This is a genomic window from Delftia tsuruhatensis (assembly GCF_903815225.1).
Classification (GTDB): domain Bacteria; phylum Pseudomonadota; class Gammaproteobacteria; order Burkholderiales; family Burkholderiaceae_C; genus Comamonas; species Comamonas tsuruhatensis_A.
The window spans coordinates 5,081,968-5,104,053 of sequence record NZ_LR813084.1; the positions used below are offsets into that span (position 1 = coordinate 5,081,968).

Below are 22,086 nucleotides of genomic sequence, written 5' to 3' on the forward strand. Positions count from 1 at the left end.
GCAGCTCCTGTCCGGTGTGGCTCAGCGCAGGCTCACGCGGGCATCGCGCTCGAACTGCCCGTCGGGGTCCAGCGAGGCCAACGCCTGCAGCTCGCGCTGCGTCGGCAAGCCGGTGGGATGCGCGGTGCTGGCGTCGAATTCGAAACCCGTGCGCTCGCGCACTTCTTCGAGGGACGACTGCGGATGCCAGGAATCCAGCGCCAGGCGGCCGTCGCGCTTGATGAAGGTCGCGATCGGGGTGACCACCCCGTGAAAGCCCCCCCAAGAGGTGCGGAAGTCGAGCTTCTTCACCAGGGTGCGCGTCGAATGCTCGGTACGCCAGGTGCACGCGCGCAAGGCCGTGGGCAGCATGACGGCGCCTCCGCCGCCACCGGGAAGGCGCACCTTGGGCCGGTGCCAGTCGCCGATCGCCGAGTTGTTGGCGCACCCCTCGCCGTCGATCTGCGCGGCGCCGAGAAACGTCAGATCCATGCGACCACGGCAGCACAGGTCGTAGAAGTCCTCGTTCGCGAAGATGGACGCGCTGTGCTGCGCAAGCACGGGGTCCGAGCTCGACAGCGGAACGCAGGACGGCTCGGGGTCCACGCCGCCCGCGACGTTGATGTAGATGAAGTCCTCATCCAGCGTCTTTTTGGCCAGCAGGCAGGCCAGCATGGGCAAGGTGGAATTGACGCCGCTGAACGTGATCTCGCCGGGCCGGATGAACCGGGCCAGGTTGATGGCGATGTAGGAAAAACCGGACCAGTTCGCGCTCATCGTGCCTTCTCCTGTGTTGCCGCCTCGGGCGCTGCAGCGAGGTGCGCGGCCAGGGCCTCCACGCCCTCGGCCAGATAGCTTTCGACCGCGGGGTAATCGATGGGATAGCTGGGCCAGCATGAGCCCGGCCAGGCTCCCCCAGGTACGACGGAGAAGGCTTCGACCATGAAATACGGCACGACGGTGGACTCCGGGTTGTCCTGGAATACCTGCGTGTCCACCAACGTTTCCGCCACCACCAGCACACTGCGCGCGGCACGGCTCATGATGCGGTCCCAATGCGGTGTTCCCGCGATGCGCACATTTCCCTGCGGATCGACCTCCGAGGCCAGCAGCACCGCATAGTCCGGCTGGATGGCGGGGATGGCGTACACCGGGGTGGCGTCCGAGTAAGGGTCCGGCAGGCTCACCCATCCGTTCAAGGCGGGCAGGTCGCTTCCGTGCAGGCCCGCGCAAGGCTGGAAGGGGATGCCGTAGGCCGCCGCGCGCAGCCCGGCGGTCAGGCTCGCGCAGGCATGCTCCTCGAGCTCGAGTTCCTGGCGCTCGACGGCCCGGCGGTACCAGGGCGCCAGGCCGAAGTTCCCCTCCATCGCGACGATGCCGGCACGCAGCTTTCTGACGGCCCCGGCCCGGCAAAGAATGTCGATGTCGTAGCCGGGAGACTGCTTGATGATTTCCAGGCCGGTCCTGCCCTGGCGAATCAGTTCGCGCACGAAGGCGAACGGGCCACGGTGGAGAAAGCTCCCTCCAATGGCCAGGGACGCCCCGTCCGGGACGCGTGCGACGAGTTCCCGCAGGGGAACGCATTTGTTCTTTCCAACGAATCCGGAAGGCATGGGATGGTCCTTGTCCAAGATGGCCTGGCTACTGGCCCAGATACTTGCGCAGCCGCTCCTTCAGCCCGGGCTGCGCGGCGGAACGCACCAAATGCGCCAGGTCCGTGTCCGCCTGTACCGCATCGAGCGCGCGATAAAGCGAGGCCCGTGCCTCGTCCTCGAGTTCCGCGGAAAGCGCTTCGCACTCCTGCACCGCTCCCGCCCAATCCTCCTGGGCGAGGACCTGCTGGACAAAGCCCATCCGCAGGGCCTCGTCCGTGGAAAACGGACGGCTTGCGCCAAGGATCTCCAAGGCCTTCTGCGATCCCACCAGGTCGGCGAAGCGCCGGGTTCCGAGCACCAGGCCGAACTTCAGGCCGGGCATGCGGAACATGCTGTCGGCGGCGGCGACACGGCGCCGGCACACAGCGAACAGATCGACGCCTGCGCCGAACACCTTGCCGTGCGCCAGTGCCACGGTGTATGCGGGGGACGACGCAACCGCCTGAAGCAGCTGTTCGATGCGGATGAAGCGCAGGACCAGATCCCCTTCGCTTTGCGCCTCCAGGTCCGACAGGTCGAAGCCGGCACAAAAGCCCTTGCCGGCACCACGAAAGACCAGGAGGCGGGCGCCCTCGGTGTCGGCCTGGTGCACCCCTTGCAGCAGGGCCTCCACCAACTCTGCATTGAGCGCGTTCAATTTCTCGGGGCGGTTCAGCGTGAACGTCCAGCACCGGCCGCTGACCTGGATGTCCAGGACGCCACTCACAGGACCGCTCATGCGACCCCCTTGGCGCCATCGCGCAGCGGTCCCAGCACCTGCTCGTTGTGCTCGCCCAGCGCGGGCGGACGCAGGCGCACCGCCAGTGTGCGGTCATCGAAGCGGACCGGCGACACGAAGGTCCTGGTCATCACGCCGTTGGGCAGCTCCAGCGGCTGCACCCACTGCATGTGCTCGACCTGCGGATCGGCAAGCACTTCCGAGTACCGGTTGATGGGAGCGCAAGGCACCCCCGCGTCGCGAAAGCGCTGCAGCCAGGTGGCCGTGTCGGCACGCACGAACGCCTCCTCGAGGATCTCCAGCAGCGCATCCTGGTGCCGGGCACGCAGCGCAGGCGTCAGGAAACGGGCATCGTCCAGCAGCGCCATCCTGCCGACCACCTCGCAGACCGAGCGCCACAGCGTGTTGTTGCCTGCTGCCATGCCGAAGTAGCCGTCGGACGAGCGAAAGACACGGTACGGCGCGTTGCGCGGATGGGCCGAGCCCAGCGCGCGAGGGTCACGCCCGCTGCCGAAGTACTCCGAGGTCTGGAGCGCCGCAATGCCCAGCGTGGCGCCCAGCATGGGCACATCCAGGTGCACGCCCTGCCCGCTGGCCTGCGCTGCGCGCAATGCCGCCGCAATCGAGAAGGCGGCGTAGAGGCCCGCCGAGAAGTCGGCCAGCGGCACTCCGCATTTGACCGGAGCACCGCCCTCCTCGCCCGTGACGCTCATGATGCCGCTCATGGCCTGGACGGTGAGATCGAATCCGCCCTCCTTGGCGCGCGGCCCCGTCTGGCCGTAGGCAGAGATGGAGCAGTAGACCAGGCGCTGGTTCAGGGCCTTCAGGTCCCTGTAGCCCAGGCCCAGCCGGTCCATGACGCCGGGCCGGTTGTTCTCGATGAGCACGTCGGCGCCCCGGACCAGCTCGCGCAGCAGTTGCGCATCGCCGGCTTCCTTGAGATCGAGGGTGACCGATTTCTTGTTGCGGTTGAGCGAGGCGAAGTTCTCGCTGCAGCCCTCGTTGATGGGAGGCCAGCTGCGCAGCGTGTCACCGCCTTGCGGGTTCTCCACCTTGATCAGCTCGGCCCCCAGGTCGGCCAGCAGCATTCCACAAAAGGGGCCCGCGGCCACGTTGCAGATCTCGATCACCTTGATGCCGTCCAGCGGCAGTCGATGGCTCATGTTGTCTCCCGAAATGAAGGGCTTGCTCTGCCTGCCCGGCTGGCCTGGTGCCAGCCCCCAGGTTCTGCCGCGTTGACAAATCCTAGCAGCGGCATCCATGATGTCAACAAATTATGGAACATGAATCCTAATTTTTAGGAATATCCATAGATACCGACTCCAGATCGACAGCGACCGGACGCCACACCGCCCCAAGGGCAAAAGGAGACAAAAGATGATCCGAAGACGCCAAATCCTGACGGGCATCGCCGGCATGGCCTGCTCGGGACCGCTGCTCGCGCAGACATGGCCGGCAAAGCCTGTGCGCGTCATCACGCCTTACCCGCCGGGCGGCGCGACCGACATAACGGCACGCGTCTATGCGCAGCACCTGGGCCCGTTGCTGGGACAGCCTTTCGTCATCGAAAACCGTGCGGGCGCCGGAGGCGAGATCGGCGCCACGGCCGTCGCCAACAGTGCCGGCGACGGCTACACCCTGCTGTTCGGTGCGATCGGCAGCCTGACCATCCATGCGGTCATCCCCACGCAAAAGCCCCCCTACGACCTGATGACGGCATTGACCGGCATCTCCATGGGCAGCTCGGTTCCCCTGGCGATTTCGGTGCGCAGCGACCTGCCCGCCCACTCCGTGGCCGAGCTGGTCAAGCTCGGCAAGGCTGGCGGCAAAGGCCTGACCTACGGCTCCGCCGGCAATGGCTCCACCCAGCACATGACCGGGGAGTACTTCCAGCAGGCGGCCGGCATGAAGCTGATGCACATCCCCTACAAGGGAAGCGCACCTGCCATCGCCGACCTGCTGGGCGGCCAGATCGACCTGGTGTTCGAGACACTGCCGGCCCTGGCCACGCAGATCGGCGGCGGCAAGCTGCGCATCCTGGGCGTGACCAGCGCCAGGCGCAGCGACATGCTGCCCGACGTTCCCACGCTCAGGGAATCCGGCTTCCCGGACTTCGACGTCACGACCTACTACGGGCTGCTCGCACCCAAGGCCACGCCACCGGCCATCGTGGACCGGCTCTCAAGGGCCATGCAGGAGATCGCCAGGATGGGCGAGGTGCGCCAGACGCTGCAAAGGCAAGGTGCCGATGCCCATGCGAGCAGTCCCGAGCACACGAACCGGATCATCGAGGCCGAGCTGGCCAAGTGGGGCCAGGTTCAAAAGACCGCCCAGGTGCAGTGAGGGCAGCGGCGCCCTCGGGAGGACCGTTCAGCCGTGAGAATCAAAAGACATGCTAATCTCATCCCAATATTTGGGACTTATTGGCATGGACAAAACGCTACTCAAGGGACTGGCAGTGCTGGAGGCGATCGCCGAGATGCAGGGCGAGGCCCGCGTCATCGATGACGTGGCGGCCCGCGTCGGCCTCACGCGAAGCAATACGCACAGGACGCTGCAGACCCTCATCCACGCCGGCTACGTGGAGCGCGACCCGGCAGGCGGAGGCTTTCGCAGCACGACCAAGATGTATGCATTGGGCGTGCGCCAGCTGGGACAGCTCGACCTGCGCAAGATCGCGCCGTCGTTCATGGCGGTACTGGCCGGGGAAAGCGCGGAGACGGTGCACCTGTCGGTGCTGGAAGGGCAGGACGTCATCTACGTGGACAAGATCGACAGCATCCAGCCCATACGCGCGTACTCGATGATCGGAGGCCGCGCCCCCGCCTACGCCGTGGCCACGGGCAAGGCCCTGCTCGCGGCGCAGCCTGCCGACTATCTGGACCGGCTGCCGGAACTCCTGCCGAGATTCACGCCGAACACGATCGCGACCAGGGAGCTCCTGAAGGCCGAGTGCGCCAAGGCGCTTCGCGTCGGATACGCAGTCAATCGCGGGGAATGGCGCGAGGGCGTGGGCGGCCTGGCTGCGGCCGTCTACGACGCCTTCGAGCGCCCCGTGGCCGCCATCGGCATCTCGGGGCCGCTGGACCGCCTGAGCGTGGCCCGCATGAAGGAGATGGCGCCGCGCGTCATCGATGCCGCCGCGCAGCTGTCCAGGGCCCTGGGGTATGCGCGCGGGTATTTCGGGGAATCGGTCTGAGCGGACAGGCCCGAAAGCCGCAAGAAGCCCGACACGCCGTCACGAAGCGGCGCCATGGCGCATGAATGACAAAAAACCCCGCAGATCGAAGATTTGCGGGGTTTTCCGGAGCCCCCTGACAACGCAGGGGGCGACTCGCCAACGGCGTTCAGACGTTGAACAGGAAGTTCATCACATCCCCATCCTTGACCACGTATTCCTTGCCTTCGGCACGCATCTTGCCGGCATCCTTGGCGCCCTGCTCGCCCTTGAAGGCGATGAAGTCGTCGAAGGCGATGGTCTGGGCGCGGATGAAGCCGCGCTCGAAATCGCCGTGGATGACGCCGGCGGCCTGGGGAGCGGTGTCGCCCACCTTGATGGTCCAGGCGCGCACTTCCTTGACGCCGGCCGTGAAGTAGGTCTGCAGGCCCAGCAGGCCGAAGCCGGCGCGGATCAGGCGGTTCAGGCCGGGCTCTTCCAGGCCCAGTTCCTCCAGGAACATGTCGCGGTCCTCGTCGCTCATCTCGGCCATTTCGGCTTCGATCTTGGCGCAGATGGCCACCACGGGGGCACCCTGCGCCTCGGCGTAGGCCTTGAGGCTGTCCAGCAGCGGGTTGTTCTCGAAGCCGTCTTCACTGACGTTGCCCACGAACATGGCGGGCTTGGCGGTGATCAGGCAGAACTGCTTGAGCAGGGGCGCGTCTTCCTTGGAGACGGGGACCGTGCGGGCCGGCTTGCCCTCGTTGAGTGCCGCCTGGATGGGGGTGAGCAGGGACACGAGCTTGGCCGCCTCCTTGTCGTTGCCCGACTTGGCGGCCTTGCTGTAGCGATTCAGCGCCTTTTCCACGGTGCCCAGATCGGCCAGGCACAGCTCGGTCTGGATGACCTCGATGTCGGCGATGGGGTCCACCTTGTTGGCCACGTGGATCACGTTCGGGTCCTCGAAGCAGCGCACCACGTTGACGATGGCGTCGGTTTCGCGGATGTGGGCCAGGAACTGGTTGCCCAGGCCTTCGCCCTTGGAGGCGCCGGCCACCAGGCCCGCGATGTCCACGAATTCGACGATGGCGGGCACGATGCGCTCGGGCGTGATGATGTCGGCCAGCTTCTGCAGGCGCGGATCGGGCACCTCCACCACGCCGGTGTTGGGCTCGATGGTGCAGAAGGGGTAGTTCTCGGCGGCGATGCCGGCCTTCGTCAGCGCGTTGAAGAGGGTGGACTTGCCCACGTTGGGCAGGCCCACGATGCCGCATTTGAGGCTCATGGCAGGGCTTTCTACAGGAATTCTGGGGACAAACCCGGTATTTTAGTCAACCCGCCATTTCCTGTCGTTTCAGGCGAACTGCCAGTCTCCGGCCACGGCCTGGCCCACGGCCAGCCCGGCCCCGTCCTGCAATCCCTCCAGCACCGCATGCATGCCGAAGGTGATTGCGCCATCGACACGGTCATCCTGGCGGTAGGTGCGGATGGCATCGCCCACGGCCGTGCCCTGCTCGGCCGTGACGGGGTCGATGTCGGGGATGGGGCAGCGCGTGCAGGGCTTGGCCATGCGCAGGCGCAGGCCCTGGGTGCCGAGCACGTCGAAACCGTCCACCCGGTCCTCGTCATGGGCCTCCAGGCCCTCGATCACGACGTTCGGGCGAAAGCGCCGCGCATCCACGGCCGCGTGGCCGGCAGCCTGCAGGCGCTGATTGAGGTCCTCGATGGCCGCCTGGCTCAGCACCAGCAGAGGGTAGCTGTCCGCGAAGTGCACGGGCGCAGCCTCTCCCCCCGTCCAGCGCTCGCTGGTGCGGCGCGGCACGGCGGGATCGAAGCGCACCAGCGAGCAGTCCGTGCCCAGGGCCTGCGACAGCCAGTGCGCGGCCTCCGCGCCCATGTCCCAGGACTGGACCCGGTCCGACCACACGCGCGCCTTGCGCACCGCACCGGTGGCCTGCAGGGCGACGCGCAGCGGTTCCTGGCCGGGAAAGCGCAGGACCAGGTCCTGCGTCCCGATCTCGGGCTGGATCCAGGCCATGCGCGGATGGTCGCGCTGGGTCAGGAACTCCCCCTGCGGGTCGACCACCATCCAGTGGCGGTCCCAGGCCAGGCCCGTGGCGCCCACATCGGCCTTTTGCAGCGCGATGCCCGCGCAGGACTTGACGGGATAGACCCACAGCTGGGCAATGCGGCCCTGAACGTCTCTTTCTTGATCGAACATCGGATATCGGATATCTCTTTGGATGGGCGGCCAATATGCCAGATGACGGCGCGGGCTGCGGCCCGGGGTCGCAATGCCATAGTTTGCGCCAGTTGGAATTGCCTGCACGGCCCGCACTCCTACAATGCCGGCCATGGCGCAATCCTTTGATGTATGTATACGCGGGGCCGGCATCGCAGGCCGGACCCTGGCTCTTTTGCTGGCCCGCGAGCGGTTGCGGGTGGCCCTGGTCGTGGCCCCGCCGGCAGGCAATGCCCCCGATGTGCGCGCCTACGCGCTCAATGCCAGCGCACGTGGCCTGCTGGACAGCCTGCGCTGCTGGCCCGATGAGGAACATGCCACGGCCGTGACGCAGATGGAGGTCTTCGGCGATCTGGATGGCCGCGTGCTGTTCGATGCCGCCCGCCAGGATGTCGCGGCACTGACCTGGATCGTCGATGTGCCGGCGCTGGAGCAGCGCCTGGCCGAGGCCGTGCGCTACCAGCCCATGGTCGAGGTGGTGGAGCAGCCCGTGGCGGCGCCGCTGACGGCCATCTGCGAAGGACGCGCCAGCCGCACGCGCCGCGAGTTCGGCGTGGACTTCGCCGTCACCCCCTATGCCCAGCACGCCATCGCCACCCGGCTGCATTGCGAGCTGCCGCACGGCCAGGTGGCGCGCCAGTGGTTCACGGCCGAAGGCATCCTGGCCCTGCTGCCGCTGGACGGCCCCCAGGGCAACGGCGTGGCCGTGGTCTGGTCCATTGCCCGCGAGCTGGCCGACGGCTGGCTGGCCGCCGATGCACAGGACTTCACGGCAAGGCTGGAAGCCATCAGCCAGGGCGCGCTGGGCCGGCTGGAGCTGAGCGCACCGCGCATGGCCTGGCCGCTGCAGCAGGCCGTGGCCGACCATTGGTGCGGCACCATGCCGGACAGCGATGCGCGCTCGGCCCGCAGCTGGGTGCTGGTGGGCGATGCCGCCCACAATGTGCACCCGCTGGCCGGCCAGGGCCTGAACCTGGGCCTGGGCGATGTGCAGGCCCTGGCCCGCGTGCTCCAGGAGCGCGGCTACTGGCGCAGCACGGGCGATCTGCGCCTGCTGCGCCGCTACGAACGCGAGCGCAAGGCCGCTCTGGCCCCCATGGGGCTGGCCATGGACGGACTGCAGCAGCTGTTCAGCCGCACCGAGGTGCCGGTGCAGATGCTGCGCAACTGGGGCATGAAGGGCTTCGAGCGCTTCGGCCCGCTCAAGGACTGGATGGCGCGCCAGGCCATGGGCCTGGATCCCCGTGGCGGCGCATGAGCGCGCGGCAAAGTGAACCCTTTGCCGATTCACGACTCGTACTTCTGCCGCGTGGTGCCCGTCGCCACGCTCTCCCCCTCAACCACGGCGCGCAAGGCCCGACTGCCTCCTCGCCCACCCACCGCATTGCCATGAAACTCTTCGCCTGCCTGCTGACGGCCGCCAGCCTGACCTGGAGCCTGGGGGCCCATGCCCAGGACGCCAACCTGCGCAAGACCCTGACCGAGCGCATCCCCCAGCTCGAGAAGATCGACGAGATCCGGCCCACGCCCATGTCCGGCCTGTTCGAGGTGCGCATCGGCACGGACCTGTTCTACACCGACGCCAAGGGCAACTACCTGATCCAGGGCGAGCTGATCGACACCAAGGCACGGCGCAACCTCACCGAGGACCGGATGAACCAGTTGACGGCCGTGGACTTCAAGCAGTTGCCGCTCAAGGATGCGATCACCATCGTCCACGGCAAGGGCGAGCGCAAGATGGCCGTCTTCGAGGATCCCAACTGCGGCTACTGCAAGCGCTTCGAGCGCGACCTGCAGAACGTGGACAACGTCACCATCTACCTGTTCCTGTACCCCATCCTGAGCCCCGACTCCGCCGAGAAGTCGCGCAACATCTGGTGCGCCAAGGACCAGGCCGGCGCCTGGGCCGACCACATGCTGCGCGACAAGGTGCCGGCATCCGCCCAGTGCGACACCTCGGCCGTGCAGCGCAACCTGGCCTTCGGCCGCAAGTACAAGATCACGGGCACGCCCACCGTCATCTTCACCAACAACACGCGCGTGCCCGGCGCCATCAGCGCCCAGGAAGTCGAGAAGAACCTCGCGGCGGCCGCCCGCTGACCCCCGGGGCGGCCCCGGATGCCGCCCCTTGACGATCGTTTTCCCAAGGCCGGAGCTTCCCGGCTCCAGCCCGCCGCGGCGGGCCCGGGCAGCCTCCAGGCCTCACCTGCAGGAGCCCGCATGACCTCATCCCTCCCCACCGCCGCCGCAGGCATCCACTACCGCATACAGGCGCTGGATGTGGACGCGCACCTGTTCGCGGTGCAGCTGCACATCGCCCGTCCGGCCCAGGGCCAGGCCCTGTCCCTGCCGGTCTGGATCCCGGGCAGCTACCTGGTCAGGGAGTTTTCCAAGAACCTCCAGGACCTGGCAGCCGAGCAGGACGGCCGCCCCGTCGCGCTCGCCCAGCAGGGCAAGAACCTCTGGCATGCGGACTGTGCCGCCGACAAGCCGCTGGTGCTCAGCTACCAGTTCTGCGCCTATGACAGCTCGGTGCGCACAGCCTGGCTGGACCGCCGGCGCGGCTTTTTCAACGGCACCAGCCTGTGCCTGCGCGTGCAGGGCCAGGAGGACACCCCGCACACGCTGGAGCTGGCCCCCTCCGACGCCACGGCCGCCTGGCAGATCGCGACCGGCCTGGAGGCCGCGGACACCGACGAGCGCGGCTGGGGCCTGTACCGCGCCGCGCACTACGACGAGCTGGTGGACTGCCCCGTGGAAATGGGCAGCTTCTGGCGCGGCGACTTCGTGGCCGCGGGCGTGCCGCACAGCTTCGTCGTCGCGGGCGCCGCGCCCAGCTTCGACGGCGCGCGCCTGATCGCCGACGCACGCAGGATCTGCGAGACCGTGCTGGCCTTCTGGCATGGCGAGGGCGAGCAGGCCACGCCCGCCCCCATGCGGCGCTACGTGTTCATGCTCAACGTGCTGGACGACGGCTACGGCGGCCTGGAGCACCGCAACTCCACGGCCCTGATCTGCGGCCGGCGGGACCTGCCGCGCGTGGGCGAACGCAAGGCGGCCGAGGGCTACACCACCTTGCTGGGCCTGATCAGCCACGAATATTTCCACACCTGGAACGTCAAGCGCCTGCGCCCGGCCGAGTTCGCGCGCTACGACTACGGGCAGGAGAACTACACCGAGCTGCTGTGGTTCTTCGAGGGCTTCACCAGCTACTACGACGATCTGCTGCTGCGCCGCGCGGGGCTGATCGACGATGGCCAGTACCTCAAGCTCATCGCGCGCACCATCAACCAGGTGCTGCAGACGCCGGGCCGGCGCCTGCAATCCGTGGCCCAGGCCAGCTTCGACGCCTGGGTCAAGTACTACCGCCAGGACGAGAACACGCCCAACCAGACCGTCAGCTACTACACCAAGGGCAGCCTGGTCGCGCTGGCCCTGGACCTGCTGCTGCGCCGCGAAGGCCGCACCACGCTGGACGATGTGATGCGCGCGCTGTGGCAGCGCTGCGATGCGGGCCCCATGCGCGAGGCCGATGTGCTGGCCGTTCTGCAGCAGTTGGGCGGGCGCAGCTTCGCTCCCGAGATCGCGCAATGGGTGCACGGCACCGACGACCTGCCGCTGGCCGAGCTGCTGGCCGCCCACGGCGTGCAGGCCAGGGCCGAGCCCGCGCAGACCGCCCAGCGCCTGGGACTGCGCGTGCAGGAAAGCCAGGGCCTCACCGTCAAGACCGTGCTGCGCGGCAGCCCGGCCGAACGCGCGGGCTTCATGGCGGGCGACGAATGGCTGGCCATCGAGATGCCTGCCGGCGCCGCCCAGGCCCAGCCCGCGCGCTGGCGCATCACCCGGCTCGACGACCTGGCGCTGTATGCGGGCACGGCGCTGGACATCATCGCCTGGGTGTCCCGGGATCGCCAGATCATGGCCCTCACCCTGCCCTGGGCCTCGGGCCTGCTCTCCGAGGCGGCCGCCCTGGTCGACAAAACGGACAACGGCGATGCAAAAACTGCCAGTTCCGCAGCGTTGCCGCCGTCGGCACCCAGCAACTTCGGGCTGGAAATCGGGGACGAGAAGGCCGCTGCACGCTGGCTGGCCGCCGATGCGGGCAGCGCGCCGGCCCCTGCCGCGCCGTGAAGGGCGCACGCGCCCGCGTCGCGGCAGCCGGTTATTCTTCAGGATCACGACGACAACCCCCAGCAGGAGACTCCCTTGGCCTACGAAATGATCGAAATCCGCGTGGAAGCCGACAAGGTCGGCATCATCACGCTCAACCGCCCCAAGCAGCTCAACGCGCTCAATGACCAGCTCATGAACGAGCTGGGCCAGGCCCTGCAGGCCTTCGACGCCGACGAGTCCATCGGCTGCATGGTCATCACCGGCAGCGAAAAGGCCTTCGCGGCCGGTGCCGACATCGGCGCCATGGCCAAATACAGCTTCGCCGACGCCTACAAGGGCGACTACATCACGCGCAACTGGGAAACCATCCGCGCCATCCGCAAGCCCGTGATCGCGGCCGTCAGCGGCTTCGCGCTGGGCGGCGGCTGCGAGCTGGCCATGATGTGCGACTTCATCATCGCGGCCGACAACGCGAAGTTCGGCCAGCCCGAGATCAAGCTCGGCGTCATCCCCGGCGCGGGTGGCACGCAGCGCCTGCCGCGCGCCGTGGGCAAGTCCAAGGCCATGGACATGGCCCTCACGGCCCGCATGATGGATGCCACCGAAGCCGAGCGCGCCGGCCTGGTCAGCCGCGTCGTGCCCCTGGACAAGCTCATGGACGAGGCCCTGGGCGCCGCCATCATCATCAGCGGCTTCTCGCAGATCGCCGTCATGGCCGCCAAGGAATCGGTGAACCGTGCCTTCGAGGGCTCGCTGGCCGATGGCGTCATGTTCGAGCGCCGCCTGTTCCACGCCCTGTTCGCCACCCAGGACCAGAAGGAAGGCATGGATGCCTTCGTGAACAAGCGCCCGGCCGCCTTCAAGAACCTCTGAAGCCCCTGAAAGACGCGCTACAATGCGCGTCTTCCGGCAAGCTGCCGCAGGCTCTCGCAAAGAAATTTCGAGAAATTTGCAAAACTTCCCGGATGGACCAAAAATTCTGCATATAATTTAGGTCTTACGGCGCTTTAGCTCAGTCGGTTAGAGCGATGGAATCATAATCCACAGGTCCGCGGTTCGAGTCCGTGAAGCGCCACCAAACAAAGCAAAGGGTCTACGTGCAAACGTAGGCCCTTTTCCTTTTCCGGTTCGGATGCACGGCCGCAGGAGGCAATCGCCTGCGGCCGCGGCGTCAGCGCCGCAGCGGTATCCAGTGGTTGTCCAGGGCCATGTCCTGTGCGCCGGCCGTGCGCAGCACCTGGCCGCGCTGGCGCAGCTGGGCCTGGCGCGTGCCACCCATCCACAGCGCGGACTCGGCGGGCAGCGGTCGCCCCCCGGCATCCAGCGACACACTGGTGTTGGCAACGCAGTACACCCCCTGCATGGCGTCGCCGCGCAGCCAGCGGCCACGGGCCTCGCGGCCTTCGGGCACCTGCCACCAGGTGACGGTGTTCACGCGCGGACAGCTGACGGCGAACAGCTCTCCATCGCAGCCGATGTCGCCGCCGTAGCCGGCCAGGGGCCCACGGCCCTGAGGCAGTGGCACGGCATGCAGGCGCTCGCCGTCGAACAGCGCCAGCACGGGGGCCGAGGCACGGGCCTGCGCATCGCGGTGCTCGGCCTGCAGCGCAATGCCCAGCCAGCGGCGGCCGGGCGCATGGCCGACCTCGGGCCCCCAGGCCAGGTGGCGCAGGCTCAGGCGGCTGTCGTCCAGCTTCCACAGGCCTGCACGGGCACCACCTTCGGCGGGCAGCAGCCGGGCGATGGAGGAGTCCATGTGGTCCAGCTGCAGCTTGCGCCGGCCGGTCTCGGACTGCGTGGGAATGCCGCCGTTGGCCACCATGAGCGTGCCGTCGCCGTCCAGCAGCAGCTGGTGCGGGTCCATGCCGCCCGTGCGCCATTCGGCGATCTTCTCCAGGGTCGCGGCATCGCGCACGCCGATCAGGCCCTGGGCGTCCTCCAGGTCGGTTTCGGTGGTGTAGAGATGCCGGCCATCGGCGCTTTCGATCACATGGCCGTTGAAGACACGGTCGGGCTCTATCCACAGCCATTGCGCCGCGTCGGCCGGCTGGCCGGGGCGCAGGCGCACCAGCCAGTCGCCGGGGCGGCGGCTCGCGAAGACCACGGAGCCGTCGCGCAGCGCGGCCATGCCGTGGGCGCGGGTGGGCACGTCCAGCGACTGCAGCACCTGCAACGGGCCATTCGCCTGGGCGGCGGGCTGCACGATGCCCACGCGCATCTGCTCGCCCTGCATCCAGGCAGCGGCCAGCGATCCGGCAGCGGTCCCGGCCGCCCGTGCGGCGGACAGGGGCATGGCGGCCAGCAGCCCCATGCCGTGCAACCACTGGCGGCGGTTCAGCGTCGGCTCAATCTCCATCGGCATCCGAGAACCCTATGTTGACTTCGAGCGCGGGCGCGACTTCGCCCTCCATGAGCCGCTTGAGGCGCGACAGCGGCCTGGTCGCCGCATCGACGGCCTGGGTCGTCGGCTCGTTCATCGCGCGCATGCCGGCATCGGCTTCGTCGACGGCCTTGAGCCAGCGATCGGCCAGTGGATTGAGGCCCCGGCCACGCAGGTAGGACTCGATGGGCACGATGTCCGTACCGGGCTGGGGAACCTTGCGGTCCACGCTCACGGCCAGCGCGCGCAGGCCCTGCCAGTGCGCGCGCCAGATCTCCAGCGTGCTGCCGCTGGCCAGGTGTTCCCAGGCGGGCGGCTTGCTGCCCGCACTGCCTGCACTACGCAAAGGCTTTTCCATGTCCGCCCAGCGCAGCCGCTCCAGCCCGCCCACCCACTGGTTGATGAACTCGGCCATGGCCTCGGTGGTGGCATCGCCGTCCTCGGACCAGTCCTGGCTGGCGAGCCCGGCGAAGCCCTGCTCCAGCAGGCCCAGTTCGGCGGCGATCTCCTCGGCCACCAGCACGGCATAGGCGCATGCCGGCGTCTGCGGCGCGGCGGGCTGGGTCCACAGCAGGTGTTCCAGCGCGGGGTATCCCTTGGCGGGCGCGCCGATACGCTCCATGGCCGCGAGATGGGCCGGGGCGGACTGTATGGCCTTCTTCAGCAGGGCCGGACGCATGGGGCGGAAGTCCACCAGGCGCGCCGAACGGCGCTCGACCAGCGGCCCCAGGGCCACGGCCGACAGCGCGCTCCAGCGCACGGCCGATTGCACATAGGCCTGGCGCGCGGCCTTCAGCGTCCCGGCGTCGCCTGCGGCATCGGCCGCGCAGTGCGCCTGCAGCGCCTGCCGCAATGACTGTGCGGACTGCAGCGCCGCCTTGGACTGGGGCGCATACCACTTGCCGTACAGGCCCTGGACGGCATGGGCCGTGTTGTAGAAGGGGATGGCCATGTGGGCCTCCACCTCCTGGGCCTGCGCAGGAGCGGCGGCCAGCAGCACCAGGGCGGCGGCGGACAGGAGTTGGCGAGGGAATGTGAGCAGGCGGGGCATCAGAGGGACTCCACAAACTTGACCAGGGCTTCACGGTCCTGGGCACTGAACTGGCGCACCTTCTCGCGCGACGGTTCGGCCTCGCCGCCATGCCACAGGATGGCTTCGAGCACACCGCGCGCACGGCCGTCATGCAGCAGGCGCTGGTGGTTGTTCACGTCGGGCAGCAGGCCGATACCCCACAGCGGCGGCGTGCGCCACTGGCGGCCCGTGGCGCGGAAATCGGGGCGGCCGTCGGCCAGCGCCTCACCCATGTCGTGCAGCAGCAGGTCGGTATAGGGCGTGATGGTCTGGCCCGACAGCGCCTTGCTGCTGAGGGCCGGCGACAGCCCGGGGAACAGCGCGCCGGCCGTCTTGTAGCTGGGACGGTGGCACTGCGCGCACTGGGCGGCATGGAACAGCGCCTCGCCACGGCGCACGGTGGCGTCATCCGGATTGCGCCGTGCCGGTGGCGCCAGCGTGGCCTGGTAGAAGATCACGTCGTCGAGCACGCGGTCCTCGATCTCCACACCCTCGGCGCCCTTGCCATGCGGGGCGGCCAGGCAGTCCTTCTGCGCGGGCGTGCAGGTCTGCTGGGGAAAGCGCTTCGAGGTGATGCCGATGTCGCCCAGGAAGGCCGAGGCGGTCTGGTGGGCCAGCGAGGCGACGTTGGCCTTCCAGCCGAAGCGGCCCAGCATCATGCGCTCGCCATAGGCATCCCAGACATAGTTGGGCTGGCCCTTGATGGAGCCGCCCAGGGCGGCCTGGGCCGCGGCATTGGCCAGGATCTCGGATTCGGGGATGTGCTCCAGCAGCCCCAGGCCGATGACCTGCGGCGCAATGCGCGGGCTGACCATCACGTTGGCGGCCATGGGCCCATAGTTCAGGCCCTTGAATTCGTAGACGGGCTTTTCCAGCGTGTAGGACGTGCCGTCGGCAAATGTCCCCTGCACCTGCTCGTAGCGTATGCGCACCTCGCCCTCGCCCTGGACGCCGAGCACGCCCTGGGTGTTGAACTGGTCGCCATAGACGGGATCGGGCAGCGGGCTGCCATGCGGGCCCTCGCCCGGAATCGACAGGCGCATGAGCAGGCCCGCGAAGGGCTGGGGCTTGAGCGGGTTGTGGAAATCGGGCGGCTGGGCGCGGCCGTCCTGCACATGGCAGCCGCCGCAGGAGCGCGCAAGGAAATGCGGCCCCAGTCCGTCGCGCGCCGTGGTCGACGCCGGCGCCTGCACCCAGTTGCGCTTGAAAAAGGAGTTGCCGATGACGAAGCGCGTGCGCTCGGCATCGTCGAGATTGGCAGCCGGCAGCGAGAAGGCATTGCGACCCGTGGCGTGGACCGTGGTCAGGCCGCCGGGCTGCAGCGGCTCGGCGGGCGCGGCGAACAGCAGCTCGGGTGGAGGTGCTGGCCTGGAAGCCGTGGAGGGCGCCGGTGAAGGCCCGGATTCAGGTGCAGGCGCAGCCGCATCCTGGCGCTGGGCCGAGCAGGCCATCAGTCCCAGGGTGGCGGCGGCGAGCAGCAAAGGGGAGATGTTCATGGTGGGTGGCTTGCCTGGAAATGCCAGGGCCGCCGGACCCTTGCGGGAGCGGCGGCCTTGGCGCATGGCATGGGGGGATCGGATGCCGGGCGGACTCAGGCTCTTAGTTGGCCTTGGGGTCCACCAGGTTCAGCTGGGTGATGCCGACGGCGTTGGCCGCCTCCACCAAGTCCTTGCTCTGCTGGACCAGGCTGTCGATGGTCGCCTGGATCCTGGCGCGCGAGGCGGAGTCACGCGCGCCCTGGATGGCCTGGTCGAACGGCGCGGGGATGGCCTGGGCCGCTTCCACCGACTGGCGGATCTGGCGCGTGGTCCTGTCGGCCAGGGCGCTGTCCTTGGCGGCGACCCAGTCCTTGATGCCGGGACCCTGCAGCAGGCTGCCGTCCAGGCGCTTGTAGCTGCCTTGCCAGACGTTGAGGATGCCCTGGGCATTGGTCACGGCATCGCGGTGCGTGTTGTCGGAGAAGCACGAGTGCTCGTCTTCCTGGTCGCGGCTGGCCAGCGCCACTTCCAGGCGCTCGCCGGCCAGTTCCCCGCGCGACAGCGAGCCCAGGCCCACGAAGATGCGGCGCAGCGCGTCATCGGGCTTTTTCTCGAACTGGGCGCGGAAGTTCCTGGCCGAGCCCGGCTTCCACGCGTCGGCCACGGACTGCAGGTCCTCGATCAGCAGCTCGGTCACGACCTTGAGGTACTGGCGGCGGCGGTCGGCATTGGGCTTCTTGCCATCAACGTAGTCGGTGTAGGGACGGGCACCCGGACCCTTGTCGTCCAGGTCCTGGCCCCACAGCATGAATTCGATGGCGTGCCAGCCCGTGGAGACGTTCTCCTCGCCATCGTGCTCGTTGAGCTCGGCCAGGCGCTTCTTGGTGATGGCTTCCTTGCGGTTGTTGATGATGCCGGCCGTGGGATTGCCCTCGACATAGTCCACATAGGACTCGTCCATGGGCCATGCGTTGATCTGGCCTTCGGGGCCTTCGTCGTTGTCGATGGGGCCGGCGTAGAAGCGGAAGGCCTCGGTCTGGCCATAGTACTCACGGGCGTCCAGCCAGGCCTGACGCGCACGCTGCAGGCCCTGTTCGCTGGGCGCAGCCAGGAAGGCGTCGATGGCCTTCTGCATGCTCTTGGCCGAGGTGATCGAGTCCGAGTAATTGGCATGCACCAGCGTGCTGTAGTGCCTGACCACGTCCGAGACGGAGAGGTTCTTCTTCACGGGCTGTTGGACAGTGCCGGCGGCTGCGGCCTGGCTCATCGGGGCGGCCGCGCCCAGGGCAAGGGCGGCCGCAATCAGGATGGATTGCATGGCGGAAGGGAATTCAGGAATGGAGGAACTCGGAAACTTGAAATCGGAACGCCAAAATGTAATGAGAATTGTTTTTATTGGCAAAATTTCCGTGATATCGCCGCACCGCCGAGCAAGGTCTTGTCCGCCCGGCGCCGCGATCCTGGCAAGCGCGGCATCTGCGCTCCATCACAGGCGGCAACGGCATGGCATGGCATGGCAAGGTCCGCCGACTTGGGGCGGCCCTTGCCTGGCAACCCAACCTGGCTTAGAATACCGCCCGCCCGGACACCTCCAAAAGCCCTGACTGCCTTGCCGCATTCAGGGCTTTCGCTTTTTGCAGAAGCGTTTTTTTGCACAGCGGCTTGCTCTGCACGGGCCATCGCGCATGGCCCGTCCGTTGCGGTCTGCAAACCGCTTGCATTTCGAGGATTTCCAAGTGACCACCATCCCTTCCGGGGCGACCGCGGCCGGTGCCGCAGGCGCCAGCACCCCCACGCATGCCCTCACGCACGTCAGCCGCGACAGCTGGAAAGCCCTGGCCGGCTCGGCCGTCGGCTACGCCATGGACGGCTTCGACCTGCTGATCCTGGGCTTCATGCTCTCGGCCATCTCGGCCGACCTGCACCTGACGCCGGGACAGGCCGGCTCGCTGGTGACCTGGACGCTGATCGGCGCCGTGTTCGGCGGCCTGTTCTTCGGCATGCTCAGCGACCGCTACGGCCGCATCCGCGTGCTGACCTGGACCATCGTGCTGTTCGCCGTGTTCACGGGCCTGTGCGCCTTCGCCCAGGGCTACTGGGACCTGCTGGTCTACCGCACCATCGCAGGCATCGGCCTGGGCGGCGAGTTCGGCATCGGCATGGCGCTGGCCGCCGAAGCCTGGCCCGCGCGCCACCGCGCACGCGTCTCGTCCTATGTGGCCCTGGGCTGGCAGATGGGCGTGCTCGGTGCCGCGCTGCTGACGCCGCTGCTGCTGCCGGTCATCGGCTGGCGCGGCATGTTCCTGGTCGGCGTGATCCCGGCCGTCGTCGCCTGGGTGATCCGCAACAGGCTGCACGAGCCCGAGGTCTTCGTGCAGCGCCAGAAGACACAGCGACCGCCGGTGATGCAAAGCCTGAAGCTGCTGGTCAAGGACAGGGCCACGACCCGCGTCAGCCTGGGCGTGATCGTGCTGACCTCGGTGCAGAACTTCGGCTACTACGGGATCATGATCTGGATGCCCAGCTTCCTGTCCAGGCAGCTGGGCTTCAGCCTGACCAAGTCCTCGATGTGGACCGCCGTGACCGTGATCGGCATGATGGTCGGCATCTGGGTCTTCGGCCAGCTGGCCGACCGCATCGGCCGCAAGCCCAGCTTCCTGATCTTCCAGCTCGGCTCGGTCATCATGGTGCTGCTGTACTCCCAGCTCTCGGACCCCACGGCCATGCTCTGGGCCGGCGCCCTCATGGGTCTGTTCGTCAACGGCATGATGGGCGGCTACGGCGCCGTCATGAGCGAGGCCTACCCCACCGAGGCGCGCGCCACCGCGCAGAACGTGCTGTTCAACATCGGCCGCGCCGTGGGCGGCCTGGGCCCTGTGGTGATCGGCGCGCTGGCCATGGGCTACTCGTTCCAGGTCGCCATCGCGCTGCTGGCCGCGATCTATGTGCTGGACATGCTGGCCACGGCCTTCCTGATCCCCGAACTCAAGGGGCGCGAGCTGTCCTGAGCGGGCCGGCCATCCCCCTGCAATGCAAAGAGCTGCCGATGGCAGCTCTTTTTTCATTCACCGCGCCGAGCTCAACTGCCTTCGTCGCACTGCTGGTGCTCGATGCGCTCCGCCGCCTGGCGGATGTCTTCCAGGAGCATCTGGTCACCGAACATCACGGAGACCTGGCCGTCCAGGCCGCGCATCTTGCCCAGCGCGGTCTCGTAGCCGCCGCTGCCCAGGCGCTTGAGCCCGCACAGCGCATAGAGCTTGGCCACGGGCGAGCGTGCCGGATCGTCGATCAGCGACAGCAGGATGGCATTCGCCTCGGGCCGCCTGAGCAGATCATCCAGATGCTGCTCCGCAGGCGATATCTGCCCGGCAAAGCCCACGAGGCCCAGGTTGAACTGTTGGGCATCGAGCGGGGTGGCATCGAAGAGGCTGGCCTGGCAGAGCATGGGAAGGCTCAGCAGCGGCACCAGCAGGCATTTGCGCAAAAGGACTTTCATGAGAGCCATGGACTCCGAAGTGCCTGCCGGGTTCCCTGCCATCATGGAAACCCTGTGCAACAAGCACCCGTGCTCAATCCACGATGGCCAGCACCACGGCCGATCCGGCCACCTGCATCCAGACCTTGCGGCCTGCACGCAGATTCTCGCCGGCATGGACATAGCCCACACCGCTGCCGCCCCATGGCAGTTGCGCCACCACCTCGCGCGGCGCGGCCGTGGCGCCGCGTGCCACGCGCTGCACCGTGGCAGGCCAGAGATTGGTGCCCGCCTCGGCATCGCCCGGCGCAGAGGGCAGCACCTGCACCGCCGTCGCCTTGCACAGCGCCAGCACCGGCACACCGGGCGCGAGCGCCAGCAGCTGCACGCTTTCCTGCGTGACCCGCGCGGCGATGCGGTAGCCGCCCGGGACACCGTCCGCTCCGGCATCGGGCACCAGGCAGGCCAGCGCCTGCGCGCCCTGCGCCTTCAGCGATTCGATGCGGCAGGGCCAGAGGTTGCGCATGCTGGTGCGCAGGCCCAGCCGGGCAGCCGGCGCCAGGCCTGACGTCCCCTGTGCGGCAAAGCGGCGCAGCACCTGTACCTTCGCATCTTCCAGCGCGTCGGCCATGGCCAGCAGCGACAGGCCGGCCTCGGTGATGCGCGCGCCGCCGCCGCCCGCCCCCCCCACCGAGCGCTCGACCAGGGCACGGCCGGCCAGGTTGGTCAGCACATCCAGCGCCTGCCAGGCCGCCTTGTAGCTGATGCCGGCCTCGCGCGCGGCCTGGGAGATGGAATGGCCCGCGGCGATATGGCGCAGGATGGCGATGCGCCGGTCGGCCGGGTCATGGCCCAGCGCAGGCAGCAGTTCGGACAGGGGCAGGGAGGGGTCGGCGGTCATGCGCGACATCATGCCCCGCAAGCGCTATGTCCCGCCAGATAAAACGCCTGCACCTTGGAGATGTGCGGTCAGGTCGCTACACTTCGCTATTCATCAACGGAATAGCGAGAAAGACCCATGCCACTGAACACCCCCCTGCGCGCCACGGCCTTCGCCGCCCTTGCCCTGTTCGGCCTGACGGGTGCGCATGCCGCCGAGGTGTCGGTGGCCGTCGCCGCCAATTTCACGGCGCCCATGCAGAAGATCGCCGCCGAATTCGAGAAGGACACGGGCCACAAGGCCCAGCTGTCCTTCGGCGCCACGGGCAAGTTCTATGCGCAGATCGTCAACGGCGCCCCCTTCCAGATCCTGCTGGCCGCCGACGACACCACGCCCGAGAAGATCGCCAGGGAAGGCCGTGGCCTGCCCGACTCGCGCTTCACCTACGCCATCGGCCAGCTCGTGCTGTGGAGCCCCAAGGCCGGCTATGTGGACGACAAGGGCGAGGTACTCAGGACCGGTGACTACAGGCACATCGCCGTGGCCAATCCCAAGCTCGCGCCCTACGGCACGGCCGCCATGGAAGCTCTCGACAAGCTGGGCCTGACGGCCCAGGTGCAGCCGCGCATCGTCATGGGCGAGAACATCGCCCAGACCTACCAGTTCGCGGCCACGGGCAACGCCCAGCTGGGCTTCGTGGCCCTGTCGCAGGTGATGGAGAACGGCAAGCTGCGCGAAGGCTCGGCCTGGCAGGTGCCGGGCTCCCTGCACGAGCCCATCCGCCAGGACGCCATCGTGCTGAACAACGGCAAGGACAACGAGGCCGCCAACGCGCTGATGAAGTACCTGCGCGCCGACAAGGCGCATGCCATCATCCGTTCCTACGGCTATGGGCTCCCCCTGAGGCGCTGACGCGCCTTCCCCCTCTCTTTGGAGG

20 protein-coding genes and 1 tRNA gene are annotated in these 22,086 nt (G+C 68.0%); 9 read left to right on the forward strand and 12 right to left on the reverse strand.

The features are described 5' to 3' along the window. Nucleotides 1–21: 21 nt before the first annotated feature. Genes L1Z78_RS23155 through L1Z78_RS23170 form a run of 4 tightly spaced genes read right to left on the reverse strand, consistent with a single transcriptional unit; the run spans nucleotide 22 to nucleotide 3,515 of the window. Nucleotides 22–756, reverse strand: a complete 735-nt coding sequence (locus L1Z78_RS23155) for a CoA-transferase subunit beta (protein WP_234638679.1) — start codon at nucleotides 754–756, stop codon at nucleotides 22–24. Further along, complete coding sequence (locus L1Z78_RS23160) at nucleotides 753–1,592, reverse strand: CoA transferase subunit A (protein WP_234638680.1); 840 nt, start codon at nucleotides 1,590–1,592, stop codon at nucleotides 753–755. Before L1Z78_RS23160 ends, L1Z78_RS23155 begins: the two co-directional genes overlap by 4 nt. A 28-nt stretch (nucleotides 1,593–1,620) precedes the next feature. Next, on the reverse strand, nucleotides 1,621–2,340 hold the full coding sequence (locus L1Z78_RS23165; protein ID WP_418921645.1) for an enoyl-CoA hydratase/isomerase family protein: 720 nt from the start codon (nucleotides 2,338–2,340) through the stop codon (nucleotides 1,621–1,623). A gap of 8 nt (nucleotides 2,341–2,348) precedes the next feature. Beyond that, entirely contained in the window at nucleotides 2,349–3,515 is a 1,167-nt protein-coding gene (locus tag L1Z78_RS23170; RefSeq protein ID WP_234638682.1) for a CaiB/BaiF CoA transferase family protein, read from the reverse strand. Nucleotides 3,516–3,729: 214 nt separating this feature from the next. On the opposite strand from L1Z78_RS23170, the gene L1Z78_RS23175 reads away from it, so the two are divergent. Both L1Z78_RS23175 and L1Z78_RS23180 read left to right on the forward strand, forming a co-directional pair. Then, complete coding sequence (locus L1Z78_RS23175; RefSeq protein ID WP_234638683.1) at nucleotides 3,730–4,695, forward strand: Bug family tripartite tricarboxylate transporter substrate binding protein; 966 nt, start codon at nucleotides 3,730–3,732, stop codon at nucleotides 4,693–4,695. An 85-nt stretch (nucleotides 4,696–4,780) separates the two neighbouring features. Beyond that, complete coding sequence (locus L1Z78_RS23180) at nucleotides 4,781–5,551, forward strand: IclR family transcriptional regulator (protein WP_234638684.1); 771 nt, start codon at nucleotides 4,781–4,783, stop codon at nucleotides 5,549–5,551. 148 nt (nucleotides 5,552–5,699) lie between these two features. Here L1Z78_RS23180 and ychF read toward each other — a convergent pair whose 3' ends face one another. After that, a complete protein-coding gene (ychF, locus tag L1Z78_RS23185) occupies nucleotides 5,700–6,794 on the reverse strand; it encodes a redox-regulated ATPase YchF (RefSeq protein WP_234638685.1) in 1,095 nt (364 codons plus the stop codon). Nucleotides 6,795–6,863: 69 nt separating this feature from the next. Further along, nucleotides 6,864–7,730, reverse strand: coding sequence for an MOSC domain-containing protein (locus L1Z78_RS23190; RefSeq protein WP_234638686.1), 867 nt, complete (start codon nucleotides 7,728–7,730; stop codon nucleotides 6,864–6,866). A 133-nt stretch (nucleotides 7,731–7,863) separates the two neighbouring features. Here L1Z78_RS23190 and L1Z78_RS23195 point away from each other — a divergent pair, with 133 nt between their 5' ends. From L1Z78_RS23195 to L1Z78_RS23215, 5 genes are all read left to right on the forward strand, one after another. Next, nucleotides 7,864–9,009 (forward strand): FAD-dependent monooxygenase, encoded by a 1,146-nt coding sequence (locus tag L1Z78_RS23195; protein ID WP_234638687.1) that lies wholly within the window; start codon nucleotides 7,864–7,866, stop codon nucleotides 9,007–9,009. Between the two features lie 131 nt (nucleotides 9,010–9,140). After that, nucleotides 9,141–9,851, forward strand: a complete 711-nt coding sequence (locus L1Z78_RS23200) for a DsbC family protein (RefSeq protein WP_234638688.1) — start codon at nucleotides 9,141–9,143, stop codon at nucleotides 9,849–9,851. Between the two features lie 120 nt (nucleotides 9,852–9,971). Then, nucleotides 9,972–11,882: a M61 family metallopeptidase gene (locus L1Z78_RS23205; protein WP_234638689.1), complete on the forward strand. Its 1,911-nt coding sequence runs from the start codon at nucleotides 9,972–9,974 to the stop codon at nucleotides 11,880–11,882. Nucleotides 11,883–11,957: 75 nt separating this feature from the next. Then, the gene (locus L1Z78_RS23210) at nucleotides 11,958–12,737 is read left to right on the forward strand and encodes an enoyl-CoA hydratase (RefSeq protein ID WP_234638690.1); all 780 of its coding nucleotides are present in this window, start codon (nucleotides 11,958–11,960) and stop codon (nucleotides 12,735–12,737) included. A 128-nt stretch (nucleotides 12,738–12,865) separates the two neighbouring features. Then, a tRNA-Met gene (locus tag L1Z78_RS23215) sits at nucleotides 12,866–12,942 on the forward strand. Nucleotides 12,943–13,035: 93 nt separating this feature from the next. Here L1Z78_RS23215 and L1Z78_RS23220 read toward each other — a convergent pair. The 4 genes from L1Z78_RS23220 to L1Z78_RS23235 form a co-directional block, all read right to left on the reverse strand. Next, nucleotides 13,036–14,226: a DUF1513 domain-containing protein gene (locus tag L1Z78_RS23220; RefSeq protein ID WP_418921646.1), complete on the reverse strand. Its 1,191-nt coding sequence runs from the start codon at nucleotides 14,224–14,226 to the stop codon at nucleotides 13,036–13,038. Continuing rightward, on the reverse strand, nucleotides 14,210–15,295 hold the full coding sequence (locus L1Z78_RS23225; RefSeq protein WP_234638692.1) for an imelysin family protein: 1,086 nt from the start codon (nucleotides 15,293–15,295) through the stop codon (nucleotides 14,210–14,212). The genes L1Z78_RS23220 and L1Z78_RS23225 overlap by 17 nt, the downstream gene beginning before the upstream one ends. Further along, nucleotides 15,295–16,812 (reverse strand): di-heme oxidoredictase family protein, encoded by a 1,518-nt coding sequence (locus L1Z78_RS23230; protein WP_234638693.1) that lies wholly within the window; start codon nucleotides 16,810–16,812, stop codon nucleotides 15,295–15,297. Before L1Z78_RS23230 ends, L1Z78_RS23225 begins: the two co-directional genes overlap by 1 nt. 103 nt (nucleotides 16,813–16,915) lie before the next feature. Next, a complete protein-coding gene (locus L1Z78_RS23235; protein WP_234638694.1) occupies nucleotides 16,916–18,112 on the reverse strand; it encodes an imelysin family protein in 1,197 nt (398 codons plus the stop codon). Nucleotides 18,113–18,656: 544 nt separating this feature from the next. On the opposite strand from L1Z78_RS23235, the gene L1Z78_RS23240 reads away from it, so the two are divergent. Beyond that, entirely contained in the window at nucleotides 18,657–19,802 is a 1,146-nt protein-coding gene (locus tag L1Z78_RS23240) for an MFS transporter (RefSeq protein WP_234642250.1), read from the forward strand. 71 nt (nucleotides 19,803–19,873) lie between these two features. On the opposite strand, the gene L1Z78_RS23245 is transcribed toward L1Z78_RS23240, so the two are convergent. Next, nucleotides 19,874–20,290, reverse strand: a complete 417-nt coding sequence (locus tag L1Z78_RS23245) for a hypothetical protein (RefSeq protein ID WP_234638695.1) — start codon at nucleotides 20,288–20,290, stop codon at nucleotides 19,874–19,876. 73 nt (nucleotides 20,291–20,363) lie between these two features. Then, a complete protein-coding gene (locus L1Z78_RS23250) occupies nucleotides 20,364–21,182 on the reverse strand; it encodes a TOBE domain-containing protein (RefSeq protein ID WP_234638696.1) in 819 nt (272 codons plus the stop codon). A 105-nt stretch (nucleotides 21,183–21,287) separates the two neighbouring features. Between L1Z78_RS23250 and modA the strand changes: the two genes are divergently transcribed. Then, nucleotides 21,288–22,061, forward strand: a complete 774-nt coding sequence (gene modA, locus L1Z78_RS23255) for a molybdate ABC transporter substrate-binding protein (protein ID WP_234638697.1) — start codon at nucleotides 21,288–21,290, stop codon at nucleotides 22,059–22,061. Nucleotides 22,062–22,086 lie beyond the last annotated feature (25 nt).

Excerpts from the sequence above, each read along its gene's own strand:
- ychF (WP_234638685.1), bottom strand. The coding sequence starts at position 6,794 with ATGAGCCTCAAATGCGGCATCGTGGGCCTGCCCAACGTGGGCAAGTCC.
- L1Z78_RS23170 (WP_234638682.1), bottom strand. The coding sequence starts at position 3,515 with ATGAGCCATCGACTGCCGCTGGACGGCATCAAGGTGATCGAGATCTGC.
- L1Z78_RS23175 (WP_234638683.1), top strand. The coding sequence starts at position 3,730 with ATGATCCGAAGACGCCAAATCCTGACGGGCATCGCCGGCATGGCCTGC.
- L1Z78_RS23225 (WP_234638692.1), bottom strand. The coding sequence starts at position 15,295 with ATGCCCCGCCTGCTCACATTCCCTCGCCAACTCCTGTCCGCCGCCGCC.
- L1Z78_RS23155 (WP_234638679.1), bottom strand. The coding sequence starts at position 756 with ATGAGCGCGAACTGGTCCGGTTTTTCCTACATCGCCATCAACCTGGCC.
- L1Z78_RS23220 (WP_418921646.1), bottom strand. The coding sequence starts at position 14,226 with ATGCCGATGGAGATTGAGCCGACGCTGAACCGCCGCCAGTGGTTGCAC.
- L1Z78_RS23190 (WP_234638686.1), bottom strand. The coding sequence starts at position 7,730 with ATGTTCGATCAAGAAAGAGACGTTCAGGGCCGCATTGCCCAGCTGTGG.
- L1Z78_RS23240 (WP_234642250.1), top strand. The coding sequence starts at position 18,657 with ATGGACGGCTTCGACCTGCTGATCCTGGGCTTCATGCTCTCGGCCATC.
- L1Z78_RS23235 (WP_234638694.1), bottom strand. The coding sequence starts at position 18,112 with ATGCAATCCATCCTGATTGCGGCCGCCCTTGCCCTGGGCGCGGCCGCC.
- L1Z78_RS23160 (WP_234638680.1), bottom strand. The coding sequence starts at position 1,592 with ATGCCTTCCGGATTCGTTGGAAAGAACAAATGCGTTCCCCTGCGGGAA.
- L1Z78_RS23200 (WP_234638688.1), top strand. The coding sequence starts at position 9,141 with ATGAAACTCTTCGCCTGCCTGCTGACGGCCGCCAGCCTGACCTGGAGC.
- modA (WP_234638697.1), top strand. The coding sequence starts at position 21,288 with ATGCCACTGAACACCCCCCTGCGCGCCACGGCCTTCGCCGCCCTTGCC.
- L1Z78_RS23230 (WP_234638693.1), bottom strand. The coding sequence starts at position 16,812 with ATGAACATCTCCCCTTTGCTGCTCGCCGCCGCCACCCTGGGACTGATG.
- L1Z78_RS23205 (WP_234638689.1), top strand. The coding sequence starts at position 9,972 with ATGACCTCATCCCTCCCCACCGCCGCCGCAGGCATCCACTACCGCATA.
- L1Z78_RS23245 (WP_234638695.1), bottom strand. The coding sequence starts at position 20,290 with ATGAAAGTCCTTTTGCGCAAATGCCTGCTGGTGCCGCTGCTGAGCCTT.
- L1Z78_RS23195 (WP_234638687.1), top strand. The coding sequence starts at position 7,864 with ATGGCGCAATCCTTTGATGTATGTATACGCGGGGCCGGCATCGCAGGC.
- L1Z78_RS23250 (WP_234638696.1), bottom strand. The coding sequence starts at position 21,182 with ATGATGTCGCGCATGACCGCCGACCCCTCCCTGCCCCTGTCCGAACTG.
- L1Z78_RS23180 (WP_234638684.1), top strand. The coding sequence starts at position 4,781 with ATGGACAAAACGCTACTCAAGGGACTGGCAGTGCTGGAGGCGATCGCC.